Here is a 12,950-nt window from a genome sequence, read left to right as displayed (position 1 = left end):
ATGGCGATGTTTGCGGTGCCATTCTCCTTTTTTCTGAATACCTCAAGAATGACACTGACCAGTATGAGAATGACAAGAACGTTTTGCCAGGTGAGAGAAAAGAGGGTCGATTCCAGGCCCCGAAAGTAAAAAATGGAAATGAGAAGAGAGCCTGAGGCACCCACAGCGTATTGTGGCCAAATGCCCTTTGAGCCAGACAGTTTGTAGAATTCCCTTAGAGCCAGCAGACTCACTACGGTCACGAAAAGGGCAAAGTAGACGCCTCCCAAATAGACGAGAAAGACTATTCCTGGAATACCGACAGCATTTACGAGCATTCGGGAAGAAAGGGAGCCAGTCATAGATTGTGAGGGGACGACAGAACAAAATAATGCTTTCCTGTGGCGTTTCCAACAGACAATGAACTAGTGTCGCGTGTCACAAATTCATCTACAAATATTTTCTCACCTCGTTATGAGTTATCCTGCGTGGCTAGGGATGATCTTTCGGTGTTCGGTAACGAAACCTGTATCGTCACACGGCTTAGGTCAACCGGCTGACATATCCCTTACGCGTTTCGGACCTTTCCTCCCGACATAGGGTACCGCCATTTCCACAACCGAAACACGAACTACGAAACGGGCTTCGTCACCCGCAAACGGTTTACGACCCTTGGAGATTGCTTTGAAGTTTGACTCCTGATAGGCACCTTATTCAAAAATCTCTGAAAGCAGAAGAGCTTTCTCATTCCCCGTCATCTCGGACAGATCGTAATACCCCATGGTCCGCACCTTTTCCCGGGCCCATTCAAATCCGTGAAAAACGCCCAGAGCTGTAGAAATATTTGCAAGGAGCCTCACAATGACCCGGTCCTCTTCTGAAGCGTCACGGATTGAGACCCAACCCTTTGGTTCTGCGTCCCTCGACAAAAAACGGAGGGCCCATTGGGAAAACACAAGGCCCGCGGCATAGCCGACGACTCCTCCCAGCGTGGTCGCGGTAGCGTATATCCGGACTTCTTTCATGATGTTCCTTCTTCCCAACAGGGAGATTTCCTGCATCCGCTCCAAAGGAAGCCGCAGCAACTCTCCTTCCAGATTCGAAACGACGAGAGTATCTTCGTTCAGGACCACGTATGCCAGTTCAAAATAACTCTCTCCCGAGTTAAGAACGATGTGGCAATCCTGACCGAAAAGTCGCCCGGATACGAGAGAGAACAGAGAGAGAATGAAGTAGATCACTCGTGGCACCGTAATCAATCCCCTAGTTTCGATTGTCCGTCACTACTGCCCTACTCCTTATCGGCCCGAATCGAAAAAACTTCAGAGGGAGAACCGCGCCAGCCCACAACGGAAGACCTACCCCCTCCGTTCCTTCAACCTTGAGAATGTCTTGAAAAGGATCACGATTCCCACACCGATAAGAACGGCGGCCGATAGAACCAGGAACGGAGAGGCCAATAGGCGAAGAATATCCATTTGTCACCATTCCTCGGGAAGCGTTCTTTTCCACATTGTGAGAGGAGGCTTCATTCCCTGTGTTTCATATACTGGTTGTCCCCCAATTCAATGACCTCAATCTTGACTCTGGCTGTTCCCTTTCCCACATATCCCAGTTTCAAGGCTGCTCCGTAGGAACAGTCGAGGACTCTCCCCTTGGCATAGGGTCCCCTGTCATTGATTCGAAGGATAATAGATTTCTTGTTTTCCAGGTTCGTCACACGAATGATCGTGTTCAGGGGGAGCGTCTTGTGAGCAGCGGATAGGCCGTACATATCGTACGTCTCACCGGTTGCCGTCAGTTTTCCGTGAAAGTCTTCGGCATAGTACGAAGCCATCCCAGTCTGCGTCGTCGGGTGGTAACTCGCCCTTGATGTCTTGGTCCCTTTCTTGCTGGTTCCCGGTCGGTCACCATATCTAGGGGCCGATGAACATCCTATGAAGACAACGGCGGTGATCAGATAAACGATCTTAGGAAGCTTCATCCATCGCCCCCGTCAGCAGAGAAACGGATTCAATTCCCTGTTTCTGACAATAAGATATTAGCTCATCGAGAATGACCAGGGCTATTCCAGGGTCACGCAAGTTGGCCGTGCCGACCTGGATGCCAATAGATCCTGCGAGGAGGTACTCTACGGCATCTCTCCCGCTCGTGATGCCCCCTATTCCGATAACGGGTATTCCCGCGGCCCTCGAAAGCCTGTACACCGAGGCAATCCCGACGGGCCGGATGGCAGGGCCGGATAATCCTCCAAGTTCCGTGGCAATGGATGATCGGCGAGATGCGATGTCAATGCTCATGCCAATGACAGTGTTAATGGCCGATAGCGCATCGGCCCCAGCGTCTTCCGCCGCCCTGCCGATTTCCACTATGTCAGTCACATTCGGCGATAGCTTCATGATCAAAAGTCTGTCTGTCCTCTCCCTTAACTGTGCCGTGAGGGATCGAGTGATTTCAGGATCCACGCCGAACTCTATTCCTCCCCTGGCAACATTGGGACATGAAATGTTAATCTCGTATCCGCATACACGGTTGGGTACCGATTCAACCTTTTCCAGTACCTTCAGGTATTCCTCAACGGTGGTCCCCGCTATGTTTACAATGACTTCCGTATTCATGGAATCGTAGAGAGGCAAGATTTCTGCTGTGAATTTTTCCACACCCAGGTTGGCAAGACCGATGGAATTGATCATACCGGAAGGAGTTTCCACGATTCTCGGGGGAGGATTTCCTTCCCTGGGATGGAAGGTGATCGATTTGGTTACAATTGCCCCAAGTTTGTCAGCACAGATGAGATCGTCTGTCTCGGTACCGTATCCAAACGTACCGGAGGCGACAAAGACCGGGTTCTTAAAAACAGTGTCGCCGATTCTGATCTCTGTGTTGACCGGCAACTCTCTCTCAGAGCTTGACCTCTTCCGCGTTGTAAACGGGGCCATCGCCGCAAACGAGAGAATAGGTCTCGTGATAACTGTGTTCACCGGAGTTCGGATTCTTCATTTCAATGACGCACCCCTGACAGATTTCCGTTCCGCACGCCATGTAACTTTCCAATGCCATCTGGCAAGGGATCTTATTCCGGATCGAAAACCTGTGTATCGCCTTGAGCATGGGCTCCGGACCACACGCAAAGATAGTGTACTGATGGCGTTTCTGACACAATCTTTTCAGCGTGGGCATGACAGTGCCACGCTCCCCCGCGGACCCGTCATCCGTCGTGATATGAATGCCTTTTTCAGGTCCATGGTTCAGGAAATGCTCCTCAGCCGTCGCCGCGCCCATAATGAAGGCATGTTCCCTGTTCTCTGATTCAAGAACGTGATGCAACCACAGTATGGGGGCAATTCCCACTCCCCCTCCTACCAGGGTGGGAATCCCACCGTCCTTGTTCCCCACGTGAAACCAATTCCCCAGTGGACCAAGAATGTTCAAATGTTCTCCGGTGACTTTCTGTGACAGCCTGCGCGTTCCCTCACCGAGAACCTTATAAATGATCTTCAGGCAGTCTCCGTCCGTTCCGGCGATACTCATAGGCCGCCTCAGGGGAAGATCCCAGGTTTCTGAGACCACAATATTGATGAATTGTCCCGGCCCGCAAACCTCCTGCACTACCAACGGAGATTCCACCTCCATTTTCCATATGGCTCTCGCTATATCCCTGTTTGAGACGACGCGGGCTTCCTCAATCCTCACGTTCAGGACCTCCTTCAAGCGCCCTAGGAACTGCGTGTTGGGATGTGTCGCTTCGGGACTCCCGAAGCCGTCTCAGAACCTGATAACGCTCCTCAATATATCTGGCTTGATCACTCCGGGGAAACTCCTCGATAAGTCTCTCATAGAAGAAGAGAGAACTGTCGAGATCGTTGAGCTCCAGATCATGCACATTTCCACTGGCAAGCAACGCAACAGGCACAAAGCGAGAAGAAGGGAATTGCTCCAGGACGGTCTGGTAGATCCTCAGGGATCGTTCGGGATCTGTATCTGAGAGTTTTTCCGCCTTTTCCAGAATATCCTCGGCATCGTCATGCATTTTGAGTCCCAGCGACGCTGAGGCTCTTTCCGCAAACTCGGTGAAAGGGTAGTCTTCAACTAACTGACGGGCGTATCTCTCCGCTTTTTCAGAGTCCCCCTTCCTCCAGTACAATTGAGCCAGGGAAAAAAGAGCCTTGGCCCGCTTCGGACTCGATGGGATTTCATTCACAAGGCGCTCAAAGATCCGGATTCCACTGTCCGGCTTGTCGAAATGAAACGCGAGCAATTCTCCCTGAGAATAGAGCTTTTCGGCAAGCTCATGGAGTAGCCCCGTGGAATCGAGCAGAACGGAGTCCCCGTGAACTTCATTTGCCTCCCCCAGAGATTCCTCAAGTTCCCCGATTCTCTTCACTACCAGAAGTATCGCGTCTATTTCCTTAACTTTTGCTCGGGCAGAAGGAGCGAATATCGAAGAACGAGCTTCACTGGAGACTTTTTCGTAGTATTTCCTCGCCTGCTCATACCTGGCTCTCGTAGCCAGAGTAAGACGTCCCAGGTGAAAGTATGCTTCCGCGGACATCTCGGTCCGGGGAAATTCCTGAGTTATGAGCTCCAGACGGTTAATCCCTTCCGTGAACCTCGACTGCATTTCGTAGAGTTTTGCAAGCTCAAGGTAGAGCTGGGGACGAATGTCAGAAAATTTCTCGCTGAGCAAGAGCCTCTGAATCTCGCTGGTCGTCTCGTCCCATTTCTGCTGAATTCGGGTAATCTTCACGATTTGGAGGTGCGCCTTCTCCACTTGATGGGTGTCTGCCGATTGCTGGATAACCTTTTCATAGTATTCCCTTGCCGAATCATAGAGGGAGTCACGAAACGCCAACTCGGCGATGATGAGATATAACCTGGACTGTTCACTCCCTCGTCTCAAATATCTTGCGGATTGATCGAAATAATGGATCGCAGAATCAACATTGTGGAGTTCCAGATGAATCTCTGCCGCGGTTTCGAAGGCGAGTGCCAAGATTGGTCCGGGTAGGCCACTCTCGCTGTTCAGCAGTTCTTTCACTTCACCCAGTGCTTGAACTTGATCGCCCAACTTCACTCTACATAGGACAGTCCACACTCTCGCCTCGCCTTTCAGAGGGGTGTCTAACTCTCCGTCTGTAATTCTTCTGAAAGCTTCCAGCGCCCTTGAATAGTCCCCAAGGTAGTAGAGGGCTTTCCCCTGGAGTAGAAGTGCGTCGTCGCGAAACCTGCTGTCCGGATACTTCTCCAAAACGATGGAAGTTTTCGCGACTGTCTTGTTGAGAGCATCCGTTGTCTTTCTACTCAGTTCTGTCTCTCTCCCCGCTTTACGGATTTCCTTTTCGGCACCCTTGAAATAACGCTCCGCGTTGTAGAACGTGTTGAAATAAGCACACGAAACGGAAAAGACCAGGAGAGTCACCAGGCCCAGATAGCGTCGACCCACAGTCATGCCAAACGATCCACAATTAGGGGCAGTATAGTGCCGGCGTTCTGACGAAACACGACATCCGCCATCGACGATATTTCCGTTGGCTCCGGATTGACTTCCACTATGAAGGCGCCACCTTCTCTTGCAGTCAGTGGCAAACCTGCGGCAGGATGAACAACGCCAGATGTCCCCACGGATAGAAGTATGTCACATCTTCGGCAGAACTGTTCCGCTTTCTGAAATTCTTCCGCGGGGAGAAGTTCGCCGAACCAAACCACATCGGGACGGACGAATCCACCGCATTCACACAACCAGATTTCGCTGACCTGCTCGGGCAAATCTCTCTCATCGTACCTCATCCCGCACGTGATGCAGTAGTTCTTGAAGATGTTTCCGTGGAGTTCAACTATATTTCCACTCCCGGCCGTCTGGTGAAGATCATCTATGTTTTGGGTGATCAACATGAAATCTTGAGTCAACTCTTCAAGTTTTACGAGAGCGTAATGTCCAGGATTTGGCTTCACTCGGTGGAGGATCTCCCTCCTGTGAGCGTACCAATCCTGTACGAGTTCCGGATTCTGAATGAAAGCGTTGAAGTTGGCCAATTCTTCCGGGCGAAACTTATTCCACAGGCCGTTCTGACCCCTGAAAGTAGGGACACCGCTCTCGGCAGAGATTCCCGCCCCCGTGATGACGGCAACCGAAGACGCCTCTCTCAGTTGTTCGCAGACTCTTTCCGAGAGTTTTCCCGAAGCTGCCTGGACGGCCAGTTGGCTGCCACCTGAACCGTTCTACGCACTGTTCTACGTCGCTCTCCACAGATAATTTTACAATAGTCTCCTCAATAATAAACCGTTAACTTTATTAATCCGAGCTGTGTCAAACCGAAGCGCCACCATATTATTCCTCTGTCTGCTAAGCATCGCGCGTTTGTCAGCGAACCAGGATTCCTTAATGGAGGACACCACTCTCGAGACCTTCGGTTATCTCGTCGTTGAATGCGACTCTCCCGGTATAAATATCTATGTGGATGACATGCTGGCCGGTCACGTTCCCATTGAAAAGCCCATTCCTCTGCCTCCGGGACAGCATACGGTGACCTATCTCCAACCAGAGTTCATGGATCTCCTCCACCAGTACTACGGGGAAGATGAAATTAAGCGTATGATTTCGAAGGCACTGGAGACGGTCTACATTGTTCCCGGACAGACGGTTTCAGTGAACCTGTGGTGGAGACCCTATGATAAAGAGTTGAAGTCGCGAAAATTACGCTTCTTGGCAAAATCGTTTGCGGGAGTCGTCCTGGCGGCAACATTGTTCGTTCTGAACATGCCATAACAAGATGAGAAAGAACAGAGAGTAATGTACTGTGGACAATCAGGTAGGAAGAACACCACGGATGAGAGAGTGCCACCTGGGAATCCCTCGAGGAAAAACTCCAGCACCCTGGACCTGAGATCTTCCCGAATTGGGTGCCTTATTCTTTCTGGTTCAAGGTAACGATTGCTTTTCGTTTACAAATCCTCATGACATAAATTAAGCTCGTGGAAGATCACGGAATATTTGACCCGCCTATCAGGTTCAAGCCTGACTACACATGGCCGGCCGAGGAAACGAAGAAGGACTGCCCCCGGTGCGGGAATCCCCTTACATTGAATGAAAACCGACCCCAGTATATGGGAAAACCGTGGTGGTGCGGAATATGCAGGTGGCAGTTTGAAGACGAAGAGGTCTCTTAGAACGCACTGTCGGGAAGAATCTCCGGGCTTTTTCTCTTAATCTCATCCACAACCCAGCGAATCAACACAGCGTCATCCATATAGCCGAGGATATCAATGCTATCGGGGATTTCGTCTTCTGATTCCACAAAGTACCTCAAGGCGTACAAGATCATTTTCCTTGAGTGGTCAGGAATCCTTTCTCTCGGCGTGAGAGCTTCGTACAGAAGTTCCACATCATGTACAAGGTCGAGAACAAAGGTGGAAAGGTGACGTCCCCGCGCCATACTCTTGAGCTTTTCGGGGAGACTTCGGAGCACCGCTCCTTCATTTTCCAAAGGAAATCTTTCAATTTCTTCCCGGTAGCGGGCGACATCATCTTCCGTGAGATGGAATGTAACTGTGGTTACAGGGATGGGCTCAGTCTTCCCTGACGAGGGTTGATCGGGATTATTCATTGAGTCTACAATATAGTACAAACCCGCACCATTTAACATTCAAAAACCGGGACTGCTTCTACCCGGGATGTTTCACTCTTTTGTTTGAGAGTGAATGGACGTTAAATTCCGCAAGTTGAGGAGGAAACGTGTGGTAGAAATTCGTCCATTTCGAGGTCTTGTCTACAATCCTGAGAGGTTTCAGGATCTCACTTCCGTTCTGGCCCCGCCCTATGACGTCGTCTCTAAGGAACTGAGGTCACAGCTACTGGCAACTTCCCCCTTCAACATCGTCAATTTAACCCTGGGAGAAACGGACAGAACGGGATCTTCTCAAGGAACATTCTACACGCAAGCCATGGAGAAATGGAAAAACTGGCAACAGAAGGATGTTGTCGTTAGGGTATCTGAACCTGCAATCTGGCGAGTCGACCAGACCTTCCGTTCCCCCAATGACCGAGTCCTTACGAGGACGGGCTTCGTGGCCCTCATCCGGTTGGACTCCCTTTCCCCATCGGATATTTACACTCACGAGAAAACTTTTCAGAGTCCGATCCGCGATCGTAAAAATCTGCTGGAGATGACCCGGACGAACTTCAGTCCCATTTTTTTCGTCTACCGTGATCTGTCAGGTGATCTTGATGCGCTGCTGGCGGATTACCAATATACTGCACAGGCTCGGGCGACTATGAATCTGGAGGATCGCGTCGAAATCCGAGTCTCGCACACCGGAAAAAGAAACTGGATTGATCGCTTCTGCAATTGTGTAAAAGAATCTGAAATTCTCATCGCTGACGGACACCATCGTTTTGAGGCAGCGCTTTCATTTCATCGCGAAAGTCGGCCGGATGAGTTTCTGGATACCTCCTTCGTCATGGGATATTTTGTACCTGCATCCTCAGAAGGGCTGGTCATTTTTCCGGTACACCGTGGAATCAAGGGTGTTCCCGACAGGGACCTTGTCCTGATACAGGCCAAGCTCAGAGAGCTTTTTGACACGAACGCTAATGATGTGTCAGGTGGACGGCTTCCATCACTGCGAGTGGCGGTGTCCGGGAAGAAGCCCGTGCGCATGAGAATAAAAGCAGGAGTGCACGAAACTTTCAGGAAAAACCTCTCCCCAACATCCGTCGGTTCCTTCAGCGTGGTCATCTTCGAGGAGATTATCCTGAAGGAAATTTTCCGGACTGCTCCACCGGAGAGTCCGGGACTTCCTGATGTCCGCTATTATTCCCGGGAAGATGACTGTCTTGGCGACGTGGAAAGAGGGGTGGTCCAGATAGCCTTCCTGTTTGATCCCATAGGTATTGAATCTCTCTATTCTGTTGTGTCAGAGGATGGCGTTCTTCCTCCCAAATCGACCTATTTCTACCCGAAGTGCCCGGCCGGGCTCGTGATGCATTCTCTCGAGAGAACATGAACAGGGGGCAAAGGGCAAAGCTCTTCATTCCGGGTCCCACACATGTTCACGACGAGGTGCTTCGGACCATGAGTGAATACCCAATAGGTCACCGGTCTGAGGAATTCTCAGAACTGTTTGACGAAATAGTCCAGGGAATCCGGAAAACCCTGTTCACAGATTCCAGGGTATATCTTGGCACCTGTTCGGCAACGGGATTGATGGAGGCCGCCGTACGGAATACAGTGACCAGGCGGTGCGCCAATTTTATCTGCGGTGCCTTTTCGAAGCGGTGGCATGAAATAACCCGCTCCTGCGGCATTCCGTGTGACCCATTCGAAGTGGACCCCGGATGCAGCATCAAGCCCGAGACAGTTCGGAATGCCCTCGAATCCAACCGTTATGACACCATCACAATCGTGCACAACGAGACATCCACGGGAGTGGCAAATCCTTTGGAGGAGATCGCCGAGACGGCACACCATTTCGATGATGTTCTTCTGTTGGTTGACATGGTGAGTTCCATGGCCAGTGTGAAAGTAGAAGTGGACAAACTTGGTATCGACGTGGCCCTTGCCAGCGTGCAGAAAGGGTGGGCTCTTCCTCCGGGGTTCGCACTCTGCTCTGTTTCCGAGAGAGCCTTTGATGCGAGCTCCCGAGTGTCGAATAAAGGGTACTATTTCGATTTTCGGGTCATGGATGAATTTGCCAGGAAGTCCCAGACTCCCACCACACCCTCAATTCCTCATATGTACGCCCTTCGAACACAGCTGAGGCGCATTTTCGACGAGGGACTCGAAAACCGTTTTCGAAGACACAACCTTATGGCAGAGCGCGTGAGGCAGTGGGCGCGCAAGAATTTCCGTCTGTTCGCGGAAAAAGGCTTCGAGTCGGATACTGTAACGTGCATCGACAATACGAGAAAATTTGAGGTGTCAGACTTGCTTGCGAGACTCCTGGAGAAAGGTTATCTGATATCTGGAGGCTACGGTCCCCTGAAAGAGAGAACATTTCGCATCGCTCACATGGGGGACATTCAGTTGACCGAGATTGACGAACTGCTGGACGCTATAGATGAGACCATCGAGGAAATTGAGCGGTGAAAGTACTAGTCACTGATCCCATCGATGAATTCGGGATAGCCATTCTTCGTGACTCCGGAATCGATGTCGCCACTGTTTCTTTTGAGAATCGCGAAGAATTGCTGAGGATTCTTCCCGAAGCTGACGGGTGGATATTGAGGAGTGGGACCACGGTTACGGCAGATCTACTCGAAAAGGCCGAGAGGTTGAAGGTAATAGGCCGGGCGGGAGTCGGCGTCGACAACATTGATCTGAAAGCGGCAACCCATCGCGGCGTGGTGGTAATGAATACACCTGGGGTGAATACTGTATCGGCGGCTGAACACTCGATTGCACTCACCCTCACTCTTCTGAGAAACGTTCACAAAGGTTACGCTTCCCTGAGAGAAGGGAGGTGGGATCGACACCTTTTGGTGGGAAGGGAACTTCAGAATAAGACACTGGGAGTCGTGGGATTGGGAAAGGTGGGCACGGCGGTTATCAAGCGTCTTCGTCCATTCGGGATGACGGTCTTGGGATACGACCCGTATGTCAAAATGGATCGATACGAACTGGACTACCTGGAATTTGTTGACTTGGATGATCTGTGCAAAAGGAGCGACATTGTGACACTTCATATTCCGGCCACAGAGACGACGCGGAGAATGTTCGACATCAACCGGCTGAAAACCATGAGATCCTCTGCCGTCATCATCAATTGTGCCAGGGGCGGGATTATTGTGGAAGAGGATCTAAGGAAGGCTCTTGACGAGGGAATCATTGCAGGTGCCGCGGTGGACGTTTTCGAAGACGAGCCAGCAAAAGGGAGTCCCCTTCTTTCAGCCAGGAACATTCTCTTCACTCCCCATCTGGGAGCTTCAACAACGGAGGCGAAGGCCGGGGTTACGAAGGCAGTATGCCAGCAGGTACGGAATTTCCTGATTGATGGCTCAGCAGAAAATGCGGTCAACCTTCCCATTTCGGATCTGTCTCTTTTGGACACTCTTCAGCCCCATCTGGATCTAGCGGAGAAACTTGGCAGCATCCAACAGCAGTTGGTGCCGGGAGCGGCCGAAAAGATCACAGTGGAAACGCAAGGTACGCTGACGGAAGTGAAACTGGTCACCCTCGGCTTTCTAAAAGGATTTCTGGAGAAAATCCACGGCAGCACTGTCAACATTGTCAATGCAGCCGCAGTCGCCGAATCTCACGGCATACAGGTCCAGGAAACTTACAGCCACGGTGAAAGTGATTATGCCAACGTCGTGTCCACGACGGTGACTTCGGGAGACTATTCCCTGAAAATGAAAGGGAGTCTCTTCTCCGACAAACATCCCAGAGTTATCTACTACGACGGGTTTCACGTGGACGTCAACCCCAAGGGAAATATGCTTATCGTTCATAACAAAGATGTCCCCGGCGTAGTGGGAAAGGTGGGGACGTTCCTTGGCAACAGCGGGATCAACATCGCCGGATATCAATTGAGCCGGAAAAGCGACTCAAAGCTGGCCTTTGGGTTGATACGGCTGGATGAGCCCTTAGGTGAGGAGGCTCTGGGCAAACTTGCCCGCATGGAGGAAATCATCAGCGTCCGCCAACTGATCCTATAGGTCGAAGTATTAGCCACCAAGAACGCCAAGTGACACAAAGGTTATAAAAACATAAATTTATGCAGAGCATGCTTCGCAAATCATTTTTTCTTCGAAATCATTTTGGGACAATCAGAAGAATCATTTGTCACTAACCTCCTTAAGGATTTTCGTGTTTCTTCGCGTTCCTTAGTGGGTGATTGGTGAATAAACGAGGATAGATGTTAGACCTGAAAATGAAAAGAGAATGAAACGAAAGAGTATTCTTCTGATCCCCACCCTATTCATTCTCCTCACCGCCCAATCTCAGAGGAACCATCACGTGCTCACAGGACTTGACAACCTCCTCGAAAACCGTACAACACTCCTCTCCGGGAAACACATTGGAATCGTCACAAATCAGACAGGCCTTGACCGCAAAGGTGTACCGATATGGGAGAGGATTAAAGCTGTCGCGCTCTTTTCACCGGAGCATGGCCTTTTTGGCGAAGTTTCCGACGGAGAGTCGGTGACCTACGATGAACCTGCAGAGTCTTTACCTACAATCTTCAGCCTCTATGGAAAAACGCGAAAACCAACCCCTGAAATGCTGGAAGGGATCGATCTTCTCCTTTACGATATCCAGGATGTTGGTGCGAGGTGCTATACCTTCATCACGACCATGGGTCTTGTGATGGAAGCTGCCGGTGAGGCGGGGGTTCCGGTGGTTGTTCTCGACCGACCGAACCCTTTGACCGGCGATCGAATCAGTGGACCGACTCTCGAGGAGAACTACCAGTCTTTTGTGGGCTACTACCCTATTCCGCTGCAATACGGACTCACCCCGGGAGAACTGGCCAGAATGATCGTTGGGGAAGAATGGATTGATTCCAGCCCATCTCTTGAGGTAATCCCTCTAATCTCCTGGGAAAGAGATCAATGGTACGATGAAACCGATCTCGCCTGGGTTCGGCCGTCTCCGAATATTCCCGATGTAACTACGGCTATACTCTACCCGGGAATGGTCCTCCTGGAGGCGACAAACGTTTCTGAGGGACGGGGCACGCCCCATCCGTTCCGTTGGGTGGGAGCTCCCTGGATCGATGGTGAAGAGCTCTCGGATCAGATGAACAATCTTAACCTTCCCGGTGTACGATTCAGGCCGGTTGAGTTTACATCGAGACATCTTCCCGGTGTTGCCAGTCACCCCAAGTATGAGGGGATAAAGTGTGAGGGAATCGAGACGAATTTGATCGACCGAGGTTCCTTTGAAAGTGTGGAAACGGGAATCGCCCTGCTTCTGGTTCTCAGCAAACTTTATCCCGGTGAATTTCAGATCCGGTCGGCTAGACTCAAGCGC

12 protein-coding genes and 1 pseudogene are annotated in these 12,950 nt (G+C 50.9%); 5 read left to right on the top strand and 8 right to left on the bottom strand.

Annotated elements, in window-relative coordinates; genetic code table 11:
• The 7 genes and pseudogenes from V3U24_04425 to V3U24_04395 all read right to left on the bottom strand — a co-directional run.
• A partial coding sequence (locus tag V3U24_04425; GenBank protein ID MEE9166694.1) for a phosphatidate cytidylyltransferase occupies positions 1 to 341 on the bottom strand: 341 nt, incomplete at its 3' end.
• A gap of 348 nt (positions 342 to 689) precedes the next feature.
• Complete coding sequence (locus tag V3U24_04420) at positions 690 to 1,229, bottom strand: hypothetical protein (GenBank protein MEE9166693.1); 540 nt, start codon at positions 1,227 to 1,229, stop codon at positions 690 to 692.
• A 308-nt stretch (positions 1,230 to 1,537) separates the two neighbouring features.
• Positions 1,538 to 1,825 (bottom strand): annotated as a pseudogene (locus V3U24_04415) (septal ring lytic transglycosylase RlpA family protein).
• 124 nt (positions 1,826 to 1,949) lie between these two features.
• Entirely contained in the window at positions 1,950 to 2,873 is a 924-nt protein-coding gene (locus tag V3U24_04410; protein ID MEE9166692.1) for a dihydroorotate dehydrogenase, read from the bottom strand.
• A gap of 7 nt (positions 2,874 to 2,880) precedes the next feature.
• Complete coding sequence (locus tag V3U24_04405; protein ID MEE9166691.1) at positions 2,881 to 3,672, bottom strand: dihydroorotate dehydrogenase electron transfer subunit; 792 nt, start codon at positions 3,670 to 3,672, stop codon at positions 2,881 to 2,883.
• Entirely contained in the window at positions 3,662 to 5,428 is a 1,767-nt protein-coding gene (locus V3U24_04400) for a tetratricopeptide repeat protein (GenBank protein MEE9166690.1), read from the bottom strand. Before V3U24_04400 ends, V3U24_04405 begins: the two co-directional genes overlap by 11 nt.
• Positions 5,425 to 6,084 (bottom strand): NAD-dependent deacylase, encoded by a 660-nt coding sequence (locus V3U24_04395; protein MEE9166689.1) that lies wholly within the window; start codon positions 6,082 to 6,084, stop codon positions 5,425 to 5,427. Before V3U24_04395 ends, V3U24_04400 begins: the two co-directional genes overlap by 4 nt.
• A 277-nt stretch (positions 6,085 to 6,361) precedes the next feature.
• On the opposite strand from V3U24_04395, the gene V3U24_04390 reads away from it, so the two are divergent.
• Positions 6,362 to 6,745, top strand: a complete 384-nt coding sequence (locus V3U24_04390) for a PEGA domain-containing protein (GenBank protein MEE9166688.1) — start codon at positions 6,362 to 6,364, stop codon at positions 6,743 to 6,745.
• Positions 6,746 to 7,142: 397 nt separating this feature from the next.
• Here V3U24_04390 and V3U24_04385 read toward each other — a convergent pair whose 3' ends face one another.
• The gene (locus V3U24_04385; GenBank protein MEE9166687.1) at positions 7,143 to 7,583 is read right to left on the bottom strand and encodes a hypothetical protein; all 441 of its coding nucleotides are present in this window, start codon (positions 7,581 to 7,583) and stop codon (positions 7,143 to 7,145) included.
• A gap of 94 nt (positions 7,584 to 7,677) precedes the next feature.
• Between V3U24_04385 and V3U24_04380 the strand changes: the two genes are divergently transcribed.
• The 4 genes from V3U24_04380 to V3U24_04365 all read left to right on the top strand — a co-directional run.
• A complete protein-coding gene (locus V3U24_04380) occupies positions 7,678 to 8,982 on the top strand; it encodes a DUF1015 domain-containing protein (GenBank protein MEE9166686.1) in 1,305 nt (434 codons plus the stop codon).
• The gene (locus V3U24_04375; GenBank protein MEE9166685.1) at positions 8,979 to 10,064 is read left to right on the top strand and encodes an alanine--glyoxylate aminotransferase family protein; all 1,086 of its coding nucleotides are present in this window, start codon (positions 8,979 to 8,981) and stop codon (positions 10,062 to 10,064) included. Before V3U24_04380 ends, V3U24_04375 begins: the two co-directional genes overlap by 4 nt.
• Entirely contained in the window at positions 10,061 to 11,632 is a 1,572-nt protein-coding gene (serA, locus tag V3U24_04370) for a phosphoglycerate dehydrogenase (protein ID MEE9166684.1), read from the top strand. The genes V3U24_04375 and serA overlap by 4 nt, the downstream gene beginning before the upstream one ends.
• Positions 11,633 to 11,858: 226 nt before the next feature.
• A partial coding sequence (locus V3U24_04365; GenBank protein MEE9166683.1) for a DUF1343 domain-containing protein occupies positions 11,859 to 12,950 on the top strand: 1,092 nt, incomplete at its 3' end.

The organism is Candidatus Neomarinimicrobiota bacterium (genome assembly GCA_036476315.1).
In the GTDB taxonomy this organism is placed as follows: domain Bacteria; phylum Fidelibacterota; class Marinisomatia; order Marinisomatales; family S15-B10; genus JAZGBI01.
Note: the sequence above shows the minus strand (reverse complement) of the source record. Positions and strands in the feature narration are given on the sequence as shown.

Excerpts from the sequence above, each read along its gene's own strand:
- V3U24_04400 (MEE9166690.1), bottom strand. The coding sequence starts at position 5,428 with ATGACTGTGGGTCGACGCTATCTGGGCCTGGTGACTCTCCTGGTCTTT.
- V3U24_04390 (MEE9166688.1), top strand. The coding sequence starts at position 6,362 with ATGGAGGACACCACTCTCGAGACCTTCGGTTATCTCGTCGTTGAATGC.
- V3U24_04385 (MEE9166687.1), bottom strand. The coding sequence starts at position 7,583 with ATGAATAATCCCGATCAACCCTCGTCAGGGAAGACTGAGCCCATCCCT.
- V3U24_04380 (MEE9166686.1), top strand. The coding sequence starts at position 7,678 with ATGGACGTTAAATTCCGCAAGTTGAGGAGGAAACGTGTGGTAGAAATT.
- V3U24_04375 (MEE9166685.1), top strand. The coding sequence starts at position 8,979 with ATGAACAGGGGGCAAAGGGCAAAGCTCTTCATTCCGGGTCCCACACAT.